Below are 21,623 nucleotides of genomic sequence, written 5' to 3' on the forward strand. Positions count from 1 at the left end.
GTTAATGTCCTAATCCTATATATATTTTTTTAAAAGTTTCCGCAAAGCTTTGTCCAATATGGACTCTTGAAACGGCGTGGATTTTCGTATACTCGTTTCCATTCGGCGGCGGCATTGCCAAATTTAGAGAACGCCCCGTGCTTCAAATTCAAAGTCTTGATGAGGTCGAACATCCAATACGGCATTTGGGAAGCCGGGCACTTGAGCTCCAGCACGGCATCACAGCCCGGCTGGAAGAACCTCGGGATGCCCGTTGAGTGCATGTAGTGCGGATCCACCGTGTAATCAAAACCATTCTCTTCACGGAACCGCATGCCCGTATCGATGGTCACGCGGGAGTACTCTTCGCGAAGTCCGAACCAGGCACGACGCTTGTATTGCGTGAGGAGCCTCGGGTGCGCATTGTGGAGCCTGGTCTTGTAAATGAAGTCGTTCAGGTACATGCGGTCCTTGTCGGTTTTGCATGGCCATTCCTCGGGCTTCATGTTCCAAACCTCACCAGGGTTAATGCCCTTGATAGTCGCACGGCTCTTGTAGCAAATGTTCCTAATTTTGCGTTTGCATTCAAAGTGGAACGTGCCATCTTGCGCCGGATGCTCGCCATAGGTGCGCACACGCATGTTAAAGCGGTCCAAAAGCTGTTTCTTTTTCCAGCCCAAAAACGTCCAGCTGGGCGAATCCAAATACAAGTTCGTAATCCAGTAAAAGTGCCCCGGCGTAATCTGCGAATAATGGTCCTCTTCACAATACGGCTTAAGGAAGTCCCCGATCCGGTCCGCCCATTCGACGGGGATATGGTACTTGAGCTCGAACCGCTCGAGAAGGCTGAATCCGCGGGCTTCTGCCATATTACTTCAATCCTTCGCGAAGATGGTTGTGGATACTCGTGTTGGCAAACACGCCCGCATAGTCCAAAAGCATGAGGTAGCGGTCGAAAATGTCGGCTTCGAGCTTGACCGCCTTCATGTCACTTTCAAGGGCGCTCTCGCGAGCGCGGAGCAACAGGAGCGGGTCGGAACCGGCGCTCTGGGCAAAGTCCTCGAAAATGCTTCCGGCGTTCACCTTTTGAACAAATTCCTTTTGCACCTTCCATTGGGCAACAAGCGCCACGATTTCTTCGGAAAGGCGCCCCACCCTCTGGTTCACTTGACGGACGGCATCCAGGTAATCGCTCTCGGCATCGAGCTCTGCCACCTGGTTCTTGATGGCGCTGCCGTTATTGCTGTCGAAGAACGGGAGTTTTACAGCCAAATTCACAAAGAACTTGTCGGCAGTCTTGCGGTTGTCGTAATCGGGCACCAGGATATTGGCCGTTTCGGTACAGCCCATCACGCCATCGCAGCCCGTTTCCTTTTCAAAGTCGTCCACGTAGTCGGCGTAGGCGCCAGTACCATAAACATCGGCCGGTTCCAGTGTCTTGTACTTTTCCATGAGGGACTCAATCTTGAGCTCGTAGCCAATGCCAATATGCGAAATGTAGTCGCGGTTTTTCGCCAAATCCTGCTTGGCCTTAGCGCGCTCGCTTTCCATCTTGCTCTTCGCCTTCATAATAAGCGGGGCGTTCTCGTCAATTTCAAAGCCCTTCTCGAGACTGGTCGCCAGTTCGTCCATGGTCGGGAGGAAGGAGCTGTCCAGTTCGACGCCTTCAAAGTCCGAGACCCACGACTTCATCTTGAGTTCGGCATCGCGGAGAGCGGCACTGTCGCTCATGAGTTCGGCACGGAGGGTCGCCTCGCGTTCAATGGCCGAGATCAGGTCCTGCGTGTTGAAGGAGGAGGCGCCCGCCTTGAGGTGGAGCACCTCGATGCGGTCCTGGTTCACCTGGTAAACCTGCTGGTTCAGCGCGGCAATCTTGCGGCGATTCGTATAACGCAGGGCGCGCTCGTAGCGCTCGTAAAGCACCAAGGAACGGTCCACCGCCAAGCGGGCGTTCTGGTAATTCTTTTGGCTTTCGTAATACGCCTTGTCGGCACTACCCGAGCCAAACGACTTGGGCTTAAAGCGGAGTTCAAAGTCGTGCGTTGCAAAAGAGAAACCGTCCAGCTTGTAGCGCAGTTCAACGTTTTCCCACAGCTTGACAGGGGCTCCCGTGGAGGCCGCAGTGGAACGTTTTTCGGACGCCTGCAGTACGGGGTCATCTTTAACAGAATTGATCAACATGTCCCATGTGAGCGGGCCCGCGAAAACGGAGGCCGCCGCCAACAGAGGGAGAATAGCAAAAGACTTCATTACTTGCCCTTGAGGATTTTGTTGGATTCAGAAATGGTCACCATTTCGCCCAACAGGAACGGGTTCTGTTCAGGAATCTTGATCGTGACTTCACGACCGTAGACCGGCATTTCGGCCATTTTCCACATGCGGGTCGGGAACGGCACAATGCGGCTCGAAAGACCGACGACCTCGCCTTCCACAGCCTTGCCCGTGCCGCCGAGAGTCATCACCTTGACCGTCTCGCCAACGTCCATGCGCTGGTAAACTTGTTCGTTGATGTAACCGCGAACGAGCGTCGGGGATTTGCGGGTGAGCGTCACCACCGGGGTAAAGCTCGAGACCTTTTCACCTTCGCGGACGTTCACATCGCCCACGACCCAATTTTCCTTGCTCACCACGGTCAGTTCCTGGAATTCCTTTTGGAGGGATTCCAATTCCTTGCGAAGGGTTTCGGCTTCGCTCTTGCCCGTCGACTTTTGAAGGTTGCTGCTGCCGCGGAGGAGGGCGATTTGTTCGTTCGCGCTCTTTTGCACCAAGGCAAGTTCGTTCTTGAGGCTGTTGATCTGCATGGTCATGGCGTCATTGCCATCGCCACTAGCCTTCGAAGAAGACAGGCTCTTGAGCTTCGCCGAGATTTCCTTGTTCTTTTTGTATTCGGTTTCTAGGCGGTTGATCTCGGAGCGGAGGTTCGAACTGCGGGAGGCGGCGTCGGCCTTGATGGCCGCCACCTTCTGGTTGATTTCGGCAGTGCCCAGACTGCTACGGCCCTCGATGGCGTCAAGTTCGCGGTTAAGTTCGGCAATGCGGAGGTTCAGGTCCGGGCGGTTCAGTTCAATGATGGTGTCACCAGCCTGGATTTCTTGACCGGGAACCACATGGATTTTCACAATCTCGGTAGCAGCCGGAGCGCTGATGATGGTTTCACTCGCTTCGGCAATGCCCTGGAACATGGCGATTTTACCCTGATAAAGGAGACCTAGACCAATGGCAGCAATAAGAGCCAGGATCCAAGCGAGGGAGAGTTTGTGGCCATACACGTAAGCCACTCCGGCGTTGGACTTGTGGGCGTTCCAAAAATTATCGAGGAGATCTTCAAGCTTATTCATTTTTCATCTCCTTACATTTCCGTGGTGGCGTCTTGCATCATGAACTGTACGTCCGAGATGCCCTCGACCTTAGACAACATCGTGAGAATTTCGGCCGCGGGCTTGGTTGCACGCAGGCGAATCTGGTAGGCCACGTCCAAGCGCGCCCCGCCGTCCACTTCACGCATGGTAATGAGGATGAACGTCTTGAGGTTCCCCTTCATAATATCTTCGATCTGGCCGCGCACATGCGGTTCGTTCGGGAGGGCAAAGCGGAGCATGCCATCAAAGAAGTGCTTAGTGCCGAGGCCCGTGCGGGAAAGCAAGAAGGCGACACAGCAGAAGGCGATGGTACCGCCGAGGGCGGCTCCCCAACTGAACACACCGCAACCAATGCCTGCACCCAGACTCATAAATATGAACATGATGTCGCGAGGGTCCTTGAAGCTCGTACGGAAGCGCACAATGGAGAGGGCGCCCAACATACCGAGGCCACGGCCTACGTTATCGCCAATGGCCTGCATCACCGTGCAGGCGACCATGGAGCTCAGCACAAGGGCCTGAACAAAGTTACGGGAATAAGAAAGTCCAAGGAAGGTCTTTTCGTAAGTCCAACCGATAATGGAAGAAAGGATGAACGCTAAAAGCAGTGAGTAGACCAAGGTTATGATGGTGGCATTAGCGCCGCTGGATTGGACCGCAAGAAGGTCGAGCATAGTTACTCCGTATATGGTTTTACCCGCGATTTCTCGCAAGCATCATTTTATGTTTTTCGCTTCCATAATCTACTTAAAAAACGAACTTTTTAGAGCCGTCCAATGTAAAAATGGCAGAACAAAAAACTTGCAAAACTCCTAAAAACAGCTCAAACGGGGGATTTTCGCCCCATTTTTGCAGCTTTTGGATCCCATACGTCAAATCCAAGAGTAAAAATAGCTTTTGTACCCCCAAAAAGTTTGAAAAAAGAAAGATACACGTTGCACCGGTTAACAACGGAGATAGCAAAAAAAGGATGGCCGGAGCCATCCTTTTTTATCAAATCCAAGATTTGAGGAAGAATTACTTCTTCAGGAATTCGTTGATGCCTGCAGCAGCGCGACGACCTTCGCCCATAGCGAGGATCACGGTTGCAGCGCCGAGCACGATGTCACCACCGGCATAAACCTTCTCCATGAAGGTCTTGTTGGCGGCGGCATCTTCGAGAAGGATGTGCCCCTTCTTGTCGACAGAGAGTTCCGGCGTGGTATTGCTGATAAGCGGGTTGGAACCGTTACCGATAGCAACCAGCACGGTGTCGCATTCGATTTCGAAGCTTGCACCTTCGACCTTGACCGGACGCGGACGGCCCTTTTCATCGGGTTCGCCGAGTTCGTACTTGTCGACGAGCATGCCGCGCACGTGGCCGGCTTCGTCGCCAAGGATCTTGGCCGGGTTCTGCAGAACGCAGAATTCGACACCCTCTTCCTGGGCATGGAGAACTTCTTCCTTACGGGCTGGGAGTTCGTTCATGCTGCGGCGGTAAACGATGCGGACCTTTTCGGCACCAAGACGGAGGGCCATACGGGCAGCGTCCATGGCGACGTTACCGCCACCGAGAACCACCACGTTCTTGCCGGGCCACATCGGGGTATCGGCATGTTCCTTGTCGTAGGCGCGCATGAGGTTAGCGCGGGTCAGGTATTCGTTAGCGGCGAACACACCCACCAGGTTTTCACCTTCGATGTTCATGAAGAGCGGGAGGCCAGCACCGGTACCGACGAACACGGCATCGAAACCGTCCTTTTCAATCAGATCCTTGAGCTTGCGGGTACGGCCAATCACAAAGTTGGTCTCGAACTTCACGCCCATGGCAGCGAGGGATTCAATTTCGTTGTCCACAATCTTCTTGGGCAGACGGAATTCAGGAATACCGTAACGGACCACACCACCCAGCTTGTGGAATGCTTCGAAGATGGTCACGTCGTGGCCTTCGCGGCGCACGTCGGCGGCAACCACCAGGCCGGCAGGACCGGAACCGATCACAGCCACCTTCTTGCCAGTAGCGGGCTTCACGGCCGGCACAGAGGCGCCACCGTTGTTGCGTTCGTAGTCGGCAGCAAAGCGTTCCAGACGGCCAATGGCCACAGCCTGGTTCACGTCCTTGTGCATCTTGCCCATGGTGCAGTTCATCTGGCACTGGCGTTCCTGCGGGCAAACACGGCCGCAGATTGCCGGAAGCAAGCTGGTTTCCTTAATCTTTGCGATAGCGGCCTTGAAGTCGCCTTCGGCAATCTTCGCGATGAAGGCCGGAATGTCGATGTGCACCGGACAGCTTTCGACGCAAGGCTGGTTCTTACAAGCGAGGCAGCGGTTAGCTTCAACAATGGCCTGAGCTTCGGTGTAACCCTGGGCGACTTCTTCCATCACGCGGGCACGGTAGCTGGGTTCCAGCTGCGGCATGGGCTGTGCCGGAATGGCAGTCTTGTCCTTGGGCTTGAGCGGCTTCGGAAGGGCATTAATCTTTTCAAGTTCCACCTTGGCGGCGGCGTCCAACTGTTCACGAGTCAAATGTTCAGACATTACTTGCTCTCCTTGGCCTTTGCGTCAGCCATCTTATCAATGTTGCACTTGTGGCCGTCATTGGCACCGAAGCGGTGCAAGGCTTCCTGTTCCTGGGGCTTGAAGGCGCCCATGCGCTGGAGCATGTTGTTCCAGTCGACTTCGTGGCCGTCGAATTCCGGGCCGTCGACGCAGACGAACTTGGTCTTGCCGCCGATAGTCACGCGGCAGCCACCGCACATGCCGGTCCCGTCCACCATGATGCTGTTGAGGCTCACGACGGTCTTCACGCCGTAGGGCTTGGTGGTGAGGGCGCAGAACTTCATCATGATCGGAGGACCGATGGCGAGCACCATGTCGGGCTTGCCCTTCGTGTCTTCGCAGAGTTCCTTCAGCGGTTCGGTCACGAGACCCTTGCGGCCGTAGGAGCCGTCGTCGGTCATGAAAATGATTTCGTCGGCGAGGGCGGTCATTTCTTCCTTCATGAGGAAGAGGCTCTCGTTACGGGCACCCATGATGATGGTGACCTTGTTGCCGGCCTTCTTCATGGCCTGAACGATGGGGTGCATCGGGGCAATGCCCACGCCACCGCACACGCAAACCACGTGGCCAAAATTCTCGATGTGGGTCGGGGAACCGAGCGGGCCCACGAGCACCGGGATATCGTCACCGACTTCGAACTTGGAGAGTTCGGTGGTGGTCTTACCGACGGTCTGGAAAATCAGGGTGATGGAGCCTTCAGTCGTGTCGGCATCGGCGATGGTGAGGGGCACGCGTTCGCCGTTGTCCTTGTTCGTCTGGAGGATGATGAACTGGCCGGCCTTACGCTCTTGGGCGATCAGCGGGGCCTCGACGCGGAATTGGAATACCGCAGGAGATAACTGTTTTTTAAAGAGAATTTTTGCCATAGTGGTCTGTAAAATAGAAAGGTTTGGGGACTCGGGCACCCAAGGTCCGGCAAAAACGAGCCCAAAAAGGTCATTTTTTCAAACTCCGCAAGTAGTCCTTTTGGCTGTCGGTGATGCGATAGCTTTCGACTGCCTTTTGTATTGCCTTGTTATGCGTCCAGAGGGCCAGTTTCTGCTTTTCTATATAGGGAATCGTCGCAGTCCACTGCTTGGCAAGCGCCGTCGCAAAGAACCAAGCGACCATCATCTTTACATAGTAGTCCTCGCCGCGTGCTGCCGCGGGCAATTTGAGGTACTCAGGCTTAAAGTCCGCATCGAGGAAATACTTCATCAGCATTTCGAGGCCAAAGCGGCAAGTGTACACGTCATTGCTCCCAGCCCACTCGCGGATTTTTTTGAGGAGTTCCGGTTTGTGCTTTTTGAAAACCTTCGGGCTCATGATGTCGCATACGGCCCAGTTGTCTACAAAGGGGAGAAAATCGTCAACCGCGGCAACACACGTGTCAAAGTCTTCCATCTCAGAGATCAGAAGCCCGTGCAGCATGTTCTCGTCGTAATACTTGTGCGGAAGCTGGGAGAGAAACTTGGATACCGCGGTCTGCGCGAATTTCGTTGGTTTGTATTGCGAGGACTTTACGAGTTCCTTCGCGAGGGTCCGCACCTGCGGCACGCGCACGCCAATGAAAAGTTCCGCCGGCACCGTCGGCGTGAGTTTCGCCTGGAAGGCGGCGTACTCAACATCACGCAAATCAAAAAGTTTCTTCTGGAATTCCGTCATCGTTTTCCATCCCGCTTTAAATTTCAATCGTCTCCTCGTCGCTTTTAATGAAGGCAACGAGGCGTTCTATGGCGTGGTCAAAGTCCACAGCCAAGGAACATTCCCAGACAGTCGCCACGCGGTAGCCCAAAAGCGAAAGTTTCCAGGCGGTCTTTACGTCACGCACAATGTTGTTGTCGAACTTGTTATTCCAAAAACTGGAATTACTCTTGGGGCGCGAGGTGAACTTGCAGCCGTGCTGGTGCCAAAAACAGCCATTGACGAACACGACCACACCATATTTCAAAATGAACAGGTCGGGAGTGCCCGGCAAGTCACGGCGGTGCAAGCGGTAGCGGAACCCTTCCTTGAAAAGTTCTCTACGCACACGCACTTCGGGCTTCGTATTTTCGGAATGTACCGCCTGCATCATTTGCGAGCGGGTCAACGGAGCTCGCTTTTTCTTCATCAATAGAAAACCTTCACAATGAGCGTCCCCACGATGGTCGAAACGACAACCGAAATGAGGCCCGGCATCATGAAACTATGGTTCAACAGGTACTTGCCAATGACGGTCGTGCCCGAACGGTCGAAGTTCACCGTCGCTATATCGGACGGGTAGTTCGGGATAAAGAAGTAGCCGTAGACGCTCGGCAAGATTCCGAGAAGCACCGGCCCCTCGATGCCGAGCTTGTAGGCAAGCGGGAGCATGGCGACCACGACCGCACCTTGCGAGTTGATGAGCACACTCACCGCAAAAAAGGCGAACGCCATCGCCCACGGGTAATGTTCCACGACGCCCTTGAGGCCGCCCTGCATCACGTCCATGTAGTTCGTAAAGTAGGTGTCGGCGAGCCATGCGATGCCGTAAATGGCAATGACCGCTACCATGCCGCTCTGCCACACGGCGCCGGCCACGGCCTTCTTGGGGTTCGCCTTGCAAAAGACGATCATGAGGCCCGCCGCAGAAATCATTATTATCTGGATGATGATGTTCATGGCCAAGGGTTTCATCTGGGCGACTCCGTCGACTACCTTCCCCGTCGGGATCAGCGGGCGGATGTCGTGACCGAGAATTTGGCAAATGGAGAACAGCACGATGATGGCGAGCGCCCCAAGGAAAATGAACACCGCCGCCTTTGCGGACTTCGGGACTTCCTTGTCGAGCACGGAAACGGTGTTCCCGTACATGTAGTTCTTTGTTTCGGGATCGGCGAGGCGCGCTTGGAATGCAGGATCCTTGTCGAGGTCGAGCCCGCGCTTATACGAGGCCGCAGCCGCAGCCATGAGCCCGCAAAGGCACGCCGGGATGGTGATGGCGATGACCTGCAGGTTGTTCACGCCAAAACCGTTCGCGTTCGAGATGATGACGAACGAAGCGACCGCCGCCGCAATCGGGGAGCACGTGATGCCCACCTGCGATGCGATGGAAGCGACGCCGCATGGGCGCTCGGGACGGATGCCCTTTTTAAGGGAGATGTCGCAGATGATAGGCATGAGGGTATAGACCACATGGCCCGTACCCACGAGTACCGTGAGGAAGAACGTGCAAAGTGGGGCGAGGAACGTAATGTGGTTCGGGTGCTTGCGCAAAAGCCGCTCGGCCAGCTGAATCAGCCAATCCATGCCGCCCGACGCCTGCATCACGCCTGCGCACGTGACCGCCGCGATGATGATGTAGATAACATCGGAAGGCGGCTTCCCCGGCGTCATGCCAACGCAGAGTACCAAAATGGCAAGGCCGATTCCCGAGATGGCACCCAAGGCGAGACTTCCGTAACGGGAGCCTACGTAAAGAGCCAAAAGGACCACCAGAAGTTCCAAAATCATCGCGATTGTCATGCATTACCTCTCAATTTCTTGTAAAGATATACTCGAAAAAGCGAAAAGGGGAACAAATTTTCTTAATATATTGATATAAACGAACGGAGTTTCCCTATGAAAATGACTTTTATTGCCGTGAGCGCGCTCGCGGGACTGCTCGCCGCCTGCAGTTCGAATACCGAGAACAAGGCCGAAAGCGCGGCACAGATTGAAAGCGCCACACCCGCCGCGAAGGCCGAAAATGCGACACAAATCACCGACACTAAGATTGTCACATTGAGCGACGCTTCGACCTTCACCTGGATCAAGGACAACGAAGGCACCAAGCTGAACCCGCGCACGCTCTTTAGCGACGCGAGCGATTCGCTGTACGCAAGCATCGGCATGCCCGACGGCATCCCGGCGACGGTGAGCACGTTCCTCGCCAAAATCGACGGCGAGCACATTCTGTTCGACGCAGGCCTCGGCGATTTTGGCGGGCAGCTCGCGCGGCACCTGGGCGAACTCGGCGTGAACCCCGACGACATCAAGCTCATTTACCTCACGCACCTGCACATGGACCACATTTCAGGACTTGTCAAAAAGACGGACGCCGGCATGGAGCGAGTATTCAAGAACGCCGCAGTATATTTGAGCCAAGTGGAGCATGACGCCTGGATGAACGACATCGAAAAGAACGACATGCAGAAGGCGATTCTCGGCGTCTACGCCGACAGCCTGCACTTGTTCGCGTTCGGCGACAGCCTCCCCCACAAGGTGCTTACAATTGACGCCGTGGGCCACACGCCTGGGCATACCGCCTTCCGTTACGGCGAGATGCTAATCATCGGCGACCTGATGCACGGTTTCGCCCTGCAAATAAACCACCCCGAAATCAATTCGAACTACGACATGGATAAGGCCAAATCCATCGAAAGCCGCAAGCGCATTCTTGATTACGCCAAACAGAACAACCTCACTATGGCAGGGATGCATTTGCCGGAACCCGGCTTCGCCAAGTAAAGCACTTCAACGCGTCGGTATGACGCGGGCACATTACCCCTTCCTGAAAAACGCGAGCAGGCGGTCCTTGTAGTCGGGGGCTTCGTCGTAAACGGCGTGCCCATAGCCCTCGTACATGTAGAGTTCGCAGGGAACGCCTTCGCTTTTGAGTTTGTCGTAAATTTCGAGGGAAGCCTCGGGAGTCACCACATGGTCTTCCGACGCACCGATGACGAGCACCGGGCACTTGATTTCACCCAGGCGGTCCTGCGTGTTGATGAGTCCGCAGGTGCTGGAAATCTTGGCGAAGCGGTCCAGCTCGGCATCCGAAATGTGGCTGTACATTTTGAGTAACGCCCGACGGAAGCGTTCCAAATAAGCCTTAGAGAACGCATTGTCCACAAACGATTCCACAAGGTCGGTAGTCCTACCCTCGCGGGCGGCAGCCGTCCAGCCGCCAATCACTTCGAGCTGGAGTTTTTTTGCACGGGACGTAGACGAGCCCAGCACCAGGCGGCGTACCTTCTCGGGATGCTCTATGGCCAGTAACTGCGAAATCATTCCGCCCTGCGACGTTCCAAAGACATCGGCAGTTTGTATGTGGAGGGCGTCCATTGTAGCCGAGATGTCGTCCGCCATCATTTGAAGCGAAAAGTCCTCGGGCACATCCTTACGGCGATCCAGCAAATAAACCGTATAATCTTCCTCAAACATGCGGTAGGCTTTCTCGACGAAAGCCGCCGAAGCCGTAATGGGCTTAAGGCTCAGCCCCGGGACAATGACCAGGTTTTTGGGCCCCGAACCAAAGCGCACGTAGTCCATCTCGAATGTTTCCGTTGAAACCGTATGTACCAAATTTTCCATATTCAACACCTCTAAAACACTTTAAACCCAATAGTGCGGAACATCGCCGCGTAGTATTCCGCCTTCTTTTCGAGCTTCATGGGATACGCGCGGCTCGAGCTCGGCATGCGGAACTGCAAGAATTTCTCACCCTTATAGGTGAACCGGCTGAAGCTACCTACGGCGGGCTTCTCGGCGCCGCTCCACTCGCACAGCACATCGGTCGCCTTCTCCCCCGTCGTCACGATGGCGCGGCACTCCGGGATTTTTTTCAAAAGCTTGGCGATGTCGGTATTCTCGGCGACTTCCAAAAACTGATCCGCCGCGTTCGCCTTGAGGCGCCGCACGGCACAAGCGGTATCGTACAGTGCTACACCCGTTTGCAAAACGAATTCGACCACACGTTCGCGGTTGAATGTGCGATTGTCCTCGTTCAAAAAATGCGTCTTGTCCCCGAAAAAAACATGCCCAAAAATCCGCCACATGTCGTTTTGCGGATTCGGGTAGTAAAAGTCCATGCACCAGCGATGCCGCGGCGGCGGAAAACTCCCGAGCATCAGGAGTTTGGCGTTTGCCGGCAAAAACGGCTTGAGCGGATGTTTTTCGACGGGGATTTCCATGCCGTGAATGTAGCTTTATATATTGTTCAAAAAACAAGAATCCATTATGAGTGAAGTGAATTTCAGCGAAAAACTCGCCACAAAAATCGCCTTTTTTTTTGTAAATTTTCTAGTAAAACAAAGTGCTTTATCTCACACCTCAAAATCCGTAAGTTTTTCGTAAGTTTGCTTGATACTGCAGCAAATGCAAATCAACATCAATGTCCACAAACACCCTCCGGCCTCATAACCGCTTTTTAAAAAAGAGATTATTTTAAAGAATGGTTGTTTTTTAAAGGGGTGTTTTATGAAACGTATTCTAGCCGCAATCGTCGCAGGCGCTGCGACATTGTCCACCGCCGCCATCGACATTTCCGTTGACGCGCAAAAAGGCATCAAGAAGATTTCGCCATACATTTACGGGCGTAACATCGATAAAATCAGTGACACCAAGGCCGAAAGCGACTCCACCGAAGAGGCGTTTATCGCACAGATGCTCGACGCGGGCATCCACATGATGCGCGCGAACAACGGCAACAACTCCACGCGCTACAACTGGCGCCACAAAATGACGGTTCACCCGGACTGGTTCAACAACGTGTATGCGCACGACTGGGACATCACCGCAAAAAAGGTGCTCGACAAGATGCCGGGCGTCGACGCGATGTACGCCTTCCAGCTCACGGGCTACGCGGCAAGCAGCACCGAATACAACTTCCCCGACTGGAACTGGAAACAGGAACACGGCTCGTATCCGTCACGGTCATTCGACCTCGCGGGCGGTGGCGAAGTATCGGAAGACGGCCAGACGCTCATCAAGGCGGGCGACGCCTCGCTCTACAACATGGAATGGCCTGCCGATTCTACGGTCGGAATCATCCCGCACTGGAAGGATGAACTCAAGTACGACATGAGCCGTTTTAAATACTGGAGCATGGACAACGAGATAGAAATCTGGCGCGGCACGCACAACGACTTGGACCTGCCCGTCACGGGAGACTTTCTCGTAGAGCGCTATATCGACGTGGCCAAGAAGGCGCGCGCCGCCTGGGGCGATATCAAGCTCACCGGCCCGGTGGTCGCTAATGAATGGCAATGGTGCCACATCAATGCCTACAACGACGAAAGCAGGCCCAAGATCGACGGCCAGGAATACTGCTGGCTCGAGTTCTTCACCAAGAAAATCGCCGAAGCGCAAAAGGCGAGCGGCATGCGGCTCCTCGACGTATTTGACATCCACTGGTACCCCACCGAAAAGGACTACGAAAGCCGCGTCAACTGGCACCGCGTTCTGTTCGACACCACCTACTACTACAAGGGCGGTAACGGTGTGCGCTGCGCCACAGGCAAGTGCGACTGGAGCGACAAGGAGAAGGGCTACAGGTCCTACATCTTCGTGCGCATCAACAACTGGCTCGAAAAATACTTTGGCAAGGATCACGGAATCACGCTCGGCATCACCGAGACAGACCTGAACGATTCTGATCCTATGGTGACAGCGCTCATCTATGCGTCTTTCCTCGGAACCATGCAGGACAACGGTGTTGAGATTTTCACCCCGTGGACATGGGGCGACGGCATGTACGAAACGGTGCACCTGTTCAGCCGCTACGGCCACCCGAACCGCGTGCAGTCCACCTCCAGCAATGACTCGCTGGTGTCCGCCTACAGTTCCATCAGCAACAAGGGCGACTCGCTCACGGTCATCTTCGTGAACCGCGCCGAAAAAGACGCCCAAGACGTGAACCTCAGTCTCGCAAACTTCGCCTCCGACGGAAAGGTCAAAACGCTCACCTTGCAAAATCTCCAAGGCGAAACATTCGTTTCGCACACAAGCAACGCGCTACAGGCAGGAACCGCGACAGCCTCCGACAACAAGGTTGCACTCAAACTCCCCGCAAAGTCAATTACTGCGGTATTGCTCACTACGGCAACGCCGATCGTCGTAGACGCCATCAGGCCAAAAGCCACGATTCGCCCCGCGCCCCAATACGGAACCACAAGGATCTTCGACACCAAGGGCCGAAACGTCACGCACACCCGCACAAGCCCCGGGTATTATATTCTGCGATAAAAAAACTCCTGATGGCCGGCATGCACCTGCCCCCTCCGGGATTCGCGGAGTAAGGGCTTTGCCGCTTAGTTGCAACTTGACTAAAATCGCACAGATTAAAAAAGACCGCAGCGGAGTGCTACGGTCAAAATTTTTTTTGGCGTTCCCTTGCCTACGGCAAGGGCGAGCTATATTGCAAGGCGCCCCGTGCGCACCTGCGGCACACCCGCGCCGCTCTTGCAACCAAGCCTCGCTTCGCGAGTCTTGTCCCCAAGGGGTCACTATCCCTAACGATTAATAACCAAAATAACTTTAAGTTTATTCTTCTATACACCTGACTCGTAAATAAACGGCCCAACCTCCTTTTGGACATTCGACAGGTGATAGTCCCAATCCACTTACTTTATAACACTCAAAAGCTGTTTCACCAACCTTTCTATTCTTGCCACCATTAACTTGGCCATAATATACAGGTCCTACATTGTCGAACATACATGATGCATTGAAACCAACAGAATTTTTTCCGCCCTTGCATGACGTTGAACTAAGACGGCTGCCGATTTCACTCCATATACGCCTTTCTTGTTTTGCAGTCATATTTTCTGTCACTAAATCAGAAGCTACAAACTGCGTTAATTTCATAAAATCATTGGTTGTTGGCAATCTCCACCCCTTAGGACAGATATTCTCATCTGAATCAATTGTTGAAAGAAAATCATACTCCCTAATGCAATCGTCAGGATCCACACCACGGTAATCTGCACATTTTGAAAATTTTGTTTCAAACCTGTAATCTTCAGCCATCCAATGTTGCTTTCCTATTTTTACAGTCTTGTATTTGTATCCGTCCCTATCGGAAACGGTTCCTGCTAATGCAAAAGATGTTGTGGCTAATATTGTAACCATACACAATATTATTTTATTTATTTTTCTCATGATTGACTCCTTGTTTGTTGTTAAATACATTTGAAATTCACTTGGAGGAAATGCTATCTGCTGAAGCATAAAGACAAACTTCTAGGACACGAATCTTAGAACATTTAGCAGGAATAAAGTTTTTTCGCACAAGTTCTTTTTTGATTCTTGAAATCTTTGTGATATTTTTTCTATCCATTACAAGAGATCTTAACTTATTCGTGTAACTTATGTAGTTGTTAATATCTTTTGAAAGATTATGTTTCGGCTTGCCAAGAATCGTTTTATAAACTCTTGAATCGTATATCGGATACAATTCAGGATTGACAAAGTGAAGAAGTTTACTAGCACCAACAATAGAGTCGTTGGTTAGCCGAGTGACCTCTGAAAGAAAAGAGCCATCAACACAGCCTTTAGTAATTTGTTTTTTCCATTCGCTAGGATTTCCTTCCAATGCTATATTCTGAATCATTGTCGGCATCCAACCATATGCCATATGGGCTAAACCAACTAACATTGTTTTGTCAAATTTGCTTATAGCACGTTGCGCAAATTCAAGCATCGGACCATATGTTGTCAACAGTTGGTTGTTAGGAGACAGTTCTTCTAGCCCGTAAGCCAAATTGATAAAAAAGTCTAATGAGAGAACTTCAACTTTTGCTATAAATTTGTTCATTGCAATCTCCTTGCTTGTCAATCTTCAGAATTGAAAGCCTTGAAATCATAGTCTTAATGAATTCCGCCCCTGCTCAACAAGGAACTTCGCCAAATTTTGTATGAATACAAAAAAGGCGCAGATCGTTGCATTTATCCAAACGGGGCTCTAGACTGCCTCTACACGATAAACACAAACGACCCACGCCCCAAAAGGGCTGTTGCCATTGGTCGATACGACCATAAATCAGCCGAATAGCTGACACGACAAACCGAGATATGCCGAAAACGGCATATCTGCGTGAGCGTTCGCCTTGTCCTCGTGTATTTGGAAGTGTCTAGATTCCGTTTGGAGAACAAGAGCAAAAACTCTTTTACTCTTTAAAAATAACATAAAAACGGGCGAAAAGCCCTGATAGTTTACAAAAAAGTTCTTTTTTGCAATGAAAATGGCGATTCTTCGCTATTTTGTAAAGAGGAAAGAGTGTTTTTAGGGAGAAAAAGGAATAGAAAGGGCCTATTTCTTATCGTGGACCAACGACAACAGCAAATTAAAAAGTTTTTCACCGATAAAGCGGTTCATGCCCCTAAGCATAGTAACGCTTTGGTCAATTTCATCTGCAGTAAGCAACTTCTTCTGATATGCGGCAAAGAGAATGCCTATGCTTCCGGTAATCGTCAGTTTCATGCTCTCTGCAACAACACGCCCCTTGCTTTCATCAATCAGCAAAAGACTCGGTTGTTTTTCATCTGCCAAGATAATCGCTTCACTTTCGCCCAGACCCAAACCAGTCGCTCGTTGCAATAGGGATACTCTTTCTGCGGAAAGTTCCGAATGAACTTCTAAAAACGGGCAATTCCTAAAATACTCTGCTTCTTCAGGGTATTCAGTATTACGAGTCAGTTCTTCAAATACAGCAAAAGGGATGTGAACGGAATTATATAGTTTATTCAAAACATCGATCCGTCCAATTTTGAACAGAGTCAGTAATGGTGTCGTGTCAGAGACAACTATCACTTAGACTCTCCACATGCAGCAAGGGCGTTTGCAATGTCACGCTCAAGTTCCGCTTCGTCCATGTCAATATACGGAATGCCCATAGAACCATACAACTGGATAAGAGACCACTTGTCCATTTCAAGGATCTCGGCGGCACGGCCATGCGAAATCGTCCCGTTCTGGATATAGGGGTACAGGAGCATCGCACGTTGCTTCAGCCACATGTCACGCTTATTTACATAAGGTTCCATCGCAGTCGTTATTTCAATTGTTGCGGTTTGCATATTCATACCTCATCTATAAATATACACTTTTTCAAACAAAAGACCAAATAAAGAAAACGCCCTTTCGCAAGGAAAGAGCGTTTTTAGAATCTTTTTGAGAGTATTTAGGCTTTTACCGTCGTGAAGCTGAATGCCTCTCCATCGGCGTCGTTGGCTTCGAGGCCATCGGCAGCGGCAGCCCACTTGATAGCGACTGCTTGCGTCTCGCCGGCGATGTAAGCCTCGTTCTCCGCGACTGCTTGCTTGAATACGTCGCTTGCAGAGAACAGCGTCACTTCGATTTTGTCGGTGATGGCGTAGTTCTGATCTTTACGGCGGTTCTGGATGCGGTTCACGAGTTCGCGGGCCACGCAGGCGCGGCGGAGTTCGTCCGTGATCTTGAGGTCCAGAGCCACGGTGAAGTGCTGGTTGGCTTCCACGGCCATGCCATCGGCCACGATGCGGTTGAGCATCAGGCAGTCGGCACCGACTTCACCGAAGTCGAACTTAATCGTCTCGCCATTCTGCAGAGCCTTGATTTCATCGACGCTCAGCGAATTCAGCTTGGCAGAAATCACCTTCATGTTCTTCGCGTAATCCGGGCCCTTCGCCTTGATAGCGAGGAAGTTCGGCTTGGCGGAGAGCTGCACGAGCTTCGTCTCGTCTTCCAGGAACTTCATTTCGCGAACGTTGAGTTCTTCGAGGATCAAGTCCTTCATGGTCTCAGCGACGTTCTTTTCTTCGGTGCCGTGAGCAACCACCGTCATGCTAGCAATCGGCATACGGTTCTTTACGTTGTTCGTAGCGCGAATCACGCGGCCCATTTCGACCATGCCACGCACCATGGCGATGCGTTCCACGAGCTTTTCGTCCATGAGGGACTTGTCGGCGCTGGGGAATTCGCAGAGGTGTACGCTCACCGGAGCATTGGCATCCACTTCGCGCACGAGAATCTGATAGATTTCTTCGGCGAGGAGCGGGAGGAACGGGGCGAGAATCTTGGAGAAGTCCACCAGCACCTTGTACATGGTAGCGTAGGCGGCGTTCTTGTCGCCATCGTTTTCGGACTTCCAGAAACGGCGACGGCTGCGGCGCACGTACCAGTTCGTGAGGTCATCGACCGCGGCAATCACGGCGGGCACCACGTTGTACAGGCGGTAAGCCTTCATTTCCACTTCAACCTTGGCGGCCAAATCCTGCAGCGTTGCAAGCATCCAGCGGTCAAGTTCATTCTCGCTCTTGACTTCCTGACCGGGGCGCCAGTTGAGCTGGCCCTTGGCGGCGTCAGCGTTGTGGTTAGAGACAAAGAATGCAACAGCGTTCCAAAGCGGCAGCATCACCTGCTTCACGATGCCCTTCACCCCTTCTTCGCTGAAGCGCAGGTCTTCGGCCTTCAAAGCGGCGGAGTTGATCATGAACAAGCGGATGGCGTCGGCACCCGTGCGTTCGATAAGATCGTTCGGGTCCGGGTAGTTGCGCTTGGACTTACTCATCTTGGAGCCGTCTTCGGCCAAGATAATACCGTTCACAATAACGTTCTTGAATGCCGGCTTCTGGAACAGTGCGTTAGAAAGCACCGTCAGCGTGTAGAACCAACCGCGGGTCTGGTCCAAACCTTCGGCAATGAAGTCGGCCGGGAAGCTGCGTTCCACGAGTTCCTTGTTTTCGAACGGGTAATGGCGGCTGGCATACGGCATAGAGCCGGATTCAAACCAGCAGTCGAACACTTCCGGCGTGCGGCGGTAAACCTTGCCGTTCTTTTCGATGGTGAGCTTATCGACAAAATGCTTGTGCAAGTCATCGAGCTTCACGCCGGTGAGCTGCTGGAGTTCTTCGATGGAGCCCACGGCAATCATGTCGCCGTCGTCGGCAATCCACACCGGGATCGGCGTACCCCAGAAGCGGTTACGCGAGAGGTTCCAGTCGCGTGCGCCTTCGAGCCACTTGCCGAAGCGTCCGTTCTTGATGTGGTCCGGAACCCAGTTCACCGTCTGGTTGTTCTCGACCATCCATTCCTTCAAAGTCTTGGTCACGCCTTCCTTGCTCGTGACAGGGGCGTCGATCTTGAGGAACCACGTCTTGAGGGCGCGGTACAGCAGAGGCACGCCGGTACGCCAGCAGTGCGGGTAGCTATGCACGAAGGTCTCGTGCTTGAACACGCGGCCCTGTTCCTTGAGGTAGGCGATAATGCTCTTGTCGGCTTCCTTCGCGCCGAGGCCCTTCCACATCGGGACCTTGTCCGTGAACTTGCCTTCGGTATCGAGCGGGTCGAAAAGGCCAAGCCCGATGGAAGCACCGAGCTGGAAGTCCTCTTCACCGAAGCTCGGGGCGATATGCACCGCACCGGCACCGTCTTCGGTACTCACGAAGTCGGCCGGGTAAATCTTGTAACGCTTTTCGAGTTCTTCCTTGCTGGCGTAGGCGTCGCTCAGGTGGAACAGCGCCTCGTAGCTCAAACCCACGAGGTCGGAACCCTTGCAGGTATCCACGATGTTGGGGTTCTTGAAGTAGGCGGCGGTACGCGTAGCGGCACACCAGTACTTCTTGCCGTCCTGTTCAACCAGGTTGTAGTCCATGTCCGGGCCAACCGCAATCGCGAAGTTGGACGGGAGCGTCCACGGAGTCGTCGTCCACACGAGGATGCTCGTGTCCTTGAACTTGGCGTTGTCCGTGATCAGCGGGAAAATCAAAGTGAGGGACGGGTCCTGACGGTCCTTATAGCCCTGGTTCGTTTCGAAGTTCGAAAGCGGAGTCGCGAGAGCCGGGCTGTACGGCTGGATGCGGTAGCCCTGGTAGATGAGGCCCTTGTCGAAGCACTGCTTGAACACCCACCACACAGATTCCATGAAGTTCTTGTCCATGGTCTTGTAGCCCTTGTCGAAGTCGACCCAGCGGCCCATGCGGCGAACGGTCTTCTTCCATTCGCTCGTGTACTTGAGCACCTTGCTACGGCAGGTTTCGTTGAACTTGTCGACGCCCAGCTTCTGGATTTCGGCAACGCCCGCGAGACCGAGTTCGTTCTGCACAAGAGATTCAATGGGGAGTCCGTGGCAGTCCCAACCGAAACCGCGCGGAACCTTCTTGCCCTTCATGGTCCAGTAACGCGGAACGATGTCCTTGATGGTACCGGCAAGCAAGTGACCGTAGTGCGGGAGGCCCGTTGCAAACGGAGGGCCATCGTAGAAAGTGTACGGTTCGGTTTCCGGACGGGAGTCCAGCGACTTCTTGAACGATTCATCCTTATCCCACAAGCCGAGCACGCGCTCTTCGATCTGCGGGAAGGTCTCTTCTTTCTTTACTTCACGAAACATGGGTTACCTCAAACCCCGCGGCACTCTGCCACGGGTACTAAATTTTCGGGCGTAAATGTAGAAATTTAGCGGAGGAGCCCCACCCCCTATTCCAACTTGGAATATCGTTTTGTGCTATTTATTCTTTTCATAGTGGCTTTTTTGCCCATTTTCAATAGTTTACCTTTAAAGCAATTCAAAAAAGGAGACTCAATGTCAAAAGACAATCCGCATATGGGACATATCGTCCTGATTACGCTCTCCGCTGCCATTGGCGGATTCCTGTTCGGCTTCGACTCCTCCGTTATCAACGGGGCAAATGGTGCGCTCAAGGCGCACTTCAACGCGACTGACTATCAGCTCGCCTGGGCCGTTTCGCTTGCACTGATTAGCGCCGCCATCGGCGCATTCTTTGCAGGCCGCATTGCCGACGCCTTCGGGCGCGTGCGCTGCATGCTCTTTGCTTCGGACCTGTTTCTGATAAGCGCAATCGGTTCCGGCATTCCCTTCGGAATGTCCGACTTTATCCTGTGGCGCGTCATTGGCGGCTTTGGCATCGGCATGGCAAGCATCATCGCCCCAATCTACATCGCCGAGACTGCACCGGCCCACTTGCGAGGGCGACTAGGCTCCATGCAGCAGTTCGCCATCGTGATAGGCATTTTCGTGGCGCTCCTTTCGAACTACGTAATCGTGCGCATCGCGGGGTCCGCGAACAACGCGATTATCGGCAATATCAAGGCATGGCAGGTCATGTTCTGGGTCGAAATCATCCCGGCGGTACTCTACGGGTACGCCGCCTGGAAACTTCCCGAATCGCCGCGTTACCTTATCCACAAGGGGTTCATCGACCAGGCCAGGGACGTGCTCGCGAAGATTAACCCCGAGGGCGTCGAAAAGGAAGTGGAAATCATCCAGGCTTCCTTCAAGAACAAGAAGCAACCCAAGTTTACCGACCTGCTCGAAATCATCAACGGCAGGGAGCGCATTTCCCCGATTCTGTGGGCGGGCCTCGGCCTTGCAATACTGCAGCAGCTGGTGGGCATCAACGTGATTTTCTACTACGGCACGATGCTCTGGCAGAGCGTGGGCTTCGGCGAGAGCGACGCATTCCTCACGAGCGTAATTTCGAGCGCCGTGAACCTGGTAATGACCGTAGTCGCCATCCTGCTTATCGACAAGATCGGGCGCAAGCCGCTCCTGCTAATCGGTAGCATAGGCATGGCAATTACCCTGAGCACGCTTACCGTATGCTTCATGAGTGCGGGTGCCGACGGGAGCCTCCCGGGAACTGCGGCCGTAATCGCCCTGATTGCGGCGAACCTCTACATTACCTTCTTCGCGGCAACTTGGGGCCCGGTCATGTGGGTAATGCTCGGTGAGATGTTCAACAACCGCATCCGCACCATCGCCATCGCCATCTGCGGGCTTGCACAGTGGTTCGCTAACTTCGTGGTTACCTGGACGTTCCCGGTGCTTACCGGCAAGGACGGCATCGGCGTGGGCCCGACATATGCCATCTATTCGTTCTTCGCCATCTTCAGCATATTCTTCGTGGCAAAGTTTATCAAGGAAACGAAGGGCAAGGAACTCGAAGATATGTAGCGAGGAAACGCAGCGCGAAGAATCTTTGCGCAAAGAAATATAACGCAAAGAAATATTGCGCGAGTCAATCCAAAAACAGAAAGGCCGGCAGAAAAAT

The 21,623-nt window shown here is 53.1% G+C and carries 19 protein-coding genes; 3 read left to right on the plus strand and 16 right to left on the minus strand.

What is annotated here, in order from left to right; translation table 11 throughout:
* Positions 1-29: 29 nt before the first annotated feature.
* The 9 genes from BUB55_RS05055 to BUB55_RS05100 form a co-directional block, all read right to left on the minus strand.
* Positions 30-848: a polyphosphate polymerase domain-containing protein gene (locus BUB55_RS05055; protein ID WP_073188781.1), complete on the minus strand. Its 819-nt coding sequence runs from the start codon at positions 846-848 to the stop codon at positions 30-32.
* Between the two features lies 1 nt (position 849).
* Positions 850-2,229 (minus strand): TolC family protein, encoded by a 1,380-nt coding sequence (locus tag BUB55_RS05060; RefSeq protein WP_073188783.1) that lies wholly within the window; start codon positions 2,227-2,229, stop codon positions 850-852.
* Complete coding sequence (locus BUB55_RS05065; RefSeq protein WP_073188785.1) at positions 2,229-3,317, minus strand: HlyD family secretion protein; 1,089 nt, start codon at positions 3,315-3,317, stop codon at positions 2,229-2,231. The genes BUB55_RS05060 and BUB55_RS05065 overlap by 1 nt, the downstream gene beginning before the upstream one ends.
* A gap of 11 nt (positions 3,318-3,328) precedes the next feature.
* A complete protein-coding gene (locus tag BUB55_RS05070) occupies positions 3,329-4,012 on the minus strand; it encodes a DUF4956 domain-containing protein (protein ID WP_073188787.1) in 684 nt (227 codons plus the stop codon).
* Between the two features lie 343 nt (positions 4,013-4,355).
* Complete coding sequence (gltA, locus tag BUB55_RS05080; RefSeq protein ID WP_072809078.1) at positions 4,356-5,855, minus strand: NADPH-dependent glutamate synthase; 1,500 nt, start codon at positions 5,853-5,855, stop codon at positions 4,356-4,358.
* Positions 5,855-6,742: a sulfide/dihydroorotate dehydrogenase-like FAD/NAD-binding protein gene (locus BUB55_RS05085; protein WP_073113492.1), complete on the minus strand. Its 888-nt coding sequence runs from the start codon at positions 6,740-6,742 to the stop codon at positions 5,855-5,857. Before BUB55_RS05085 ends, gltA begins: the two co-directional genes overlap by 1 nt.
* A gap of 70 nt (positions 6,743-6,812) precedes the next feature.
* Positions 6,813-7,520, minus strand: coding sequence for a DNA alkylation repair protein (locus BUB55_RS05090; RefSeq protein ID WP_073188790.1), 708 nt, complete (start codon positions 7,518-7,520; stop codon positions 6,813-6,815).
* Between the two features lie 16 nt (positions 7,521-7,536).
* The gene (locus BUB55_RS05095) at positions 7,537-7,968 is read right to left on the minus strand and encodes a very short patch repair endonuclease (RefSeq protein ID WP_073188792.1); all 432 of its coding nucleotides are present in this window, start codon (positions 7,966-7,968) and stop codon (positions 7,537-7,539) included.
* Positions 7,968-9,341: an anaerobic C4-dicarboxylate transporter gene (locus tag BUB55_RS05100; protein WP_073188794.1), complete on the minus strand. Its 1,374-nt coding sequence runs from the start codon at positions 9,339-9,341 to the stop codon at positions 7,968-7,970. Before BUB55_RS05100 ends, BUB55_RS05095 begins: the two co-directional genes overlap by 1 nt.
* Positions 9,342-9,437: 96 nt before the next feature.
* On the opposite strand from BUB55_RS05100, the gene BUB55_RS05105 reads away from it, so the two are divergent.
* A complete protein-coding gene (locus BUB55_RS05105; RefSeq protein ID WP_073188796.1) occupies positions 9,438-10,325 on the plus strand; it encodes an MBL fold metallo-hydrolase in 888 nt (295 codons plus the stop codon).
* Positions 10,326-10,358: 33 nt separating this feature from the next.
* On the opposite strand, the gene BUB55_RS05110 is transcribed toward BUB55_RS05105, so the two are convergent.
* Both BUB55_RS05110 and BUB55_RS05115 read right to left on the minus strand, forming a co-directional pair.
* A complete protein-coding gene (locus tag BUB55_RS05110) occupies positions 10,359-11,168 on the minus strand; it encodes an alpha/beta fold hydrolase (RefSeq protein ID WP_073188798.1) in 810 nt (269 codons plus the stop codon).
* An 11-nt stretch (positions 11,169-11,179) separates the two neighbouring features.
* Positions 11,180-11,767 carry a uracil-DNA glycosylase family protein gene (locus BUB55_RS05115; protein ID WP_073188800.1) on the minus strand — a complete coding sequence of 196 codons (588 nt, stop codon included), beginning with the start codon at positions 11,765-11,767 and terminating at the stop codon, positions 11,180-11,182.
* A gap of 286 nt (positions 11,768-12,053) precedes the next feature.
* On the opposite strand from BUB55_RS05115, the gene BUB55_RS05120 reads away from it, so the two are divergent.
* Entirely contained in the window at positions 12,054-13,820 is a 1,767-nt protein-coding gene (locus BUB55_RS05120) for a glycoside hydrolase family 44 protein (RefSeq protein ID WP_083596887.1), read from the plus strand.
* 297 nt (positions 13,821-14,117) lie between these two features.
* On the opposite strand, the gene BUB55_RS05125 is transcribed toward BUB55_RS05120, so the two are convergent.
* The 5 genes from BUB55_RS05125 to ileS form a co-directional block, all read right to left on the minus strand.
* Positions 14,118-14,804: an FISUMP domain-containing protein gene (locus BUB55_RS05125; protein WP_083596888.1), complete on the minus strand. Its 687-nt coding sequence runs from the start codon at positions 14,802-14,804 to the stop codon at positions 14,118-14,120.
* A complete protein-coding gene (locus BUB55_RS05130) occupies positions 14,773-15,390 on the minus strand; it encodes a hypothetical protein (protein WP_143152910.1) in 618 nt (205 codons plus the stop codon). Before BUB55_RS05130 ends, BUB55_RS05125 begins: the two co-directional genes overlap by 32 nt.
* A gap of 495 nt (positions 15,391-15,885) precedes the next feature.
* Positions 15,886-16,386, minus strand: coding sequence for a PIN domain-containing protein (locus BUB55_RS05135; protein ID WP_073188805.1), 501 nt, complete (start codon positions 16,384-16,386; stop codon positions 15,886-15,888).
* Entirely contained in the window at positions 16,383-16,658 is a 276-nt protein-coding gene (locus tag BUB55_RS05140) for a UPF0175 family protein (RefSeq protein WP_073113499.1), read from the minus strand. Before BUB55_RS05140 ends, BUB55_RS05135 begins: the two co-directional genes overlap by 4 nt.
* Positions 16,659-16,756: 98 nt before the next feature.
* Positions 16,757-19,942 carry an isoleucine--tRNA ligase gene (gene ileS, locus BUB55_RS05145; RefSeq protein WP_073188807.1) on the minus strand — a complete coding sequence of 1,062 codons (3,186 nt, stop codon included), beginning with the start codon at positions 19,940-19,942 and terminating at the stop codon, positions 16,757-16,759.
* A gap of 192 nt (positions 19,943-20,134) precedes the next feature.
* On the opposite strand from ileS, the gene BUB55_RS05150 reads away from it, so the two are divergent.
* Positions 20,135-21,526, plus strand: a complete 1,392-nt coding sequence (locus tag BUB55_RS05150) for a sugar porter family MFS transporter (RefSeq protein WP_073188808.1) — start codon at positions 20,135-20,137, stop codon at positions 21,524-21,526.
* Positions 21,527-21,623 lie beyond the last annotated feature (97 nt).

Source organism: Fibrobacter sp. UWP2 (genome assembly GCF_900141705.1).
Taxonomy (GTDB): Bacteria; Fibrobacterota; Fibrobacteria; order Fibrobacterales; family Fibrobacteraceae; genus Fibrobacter.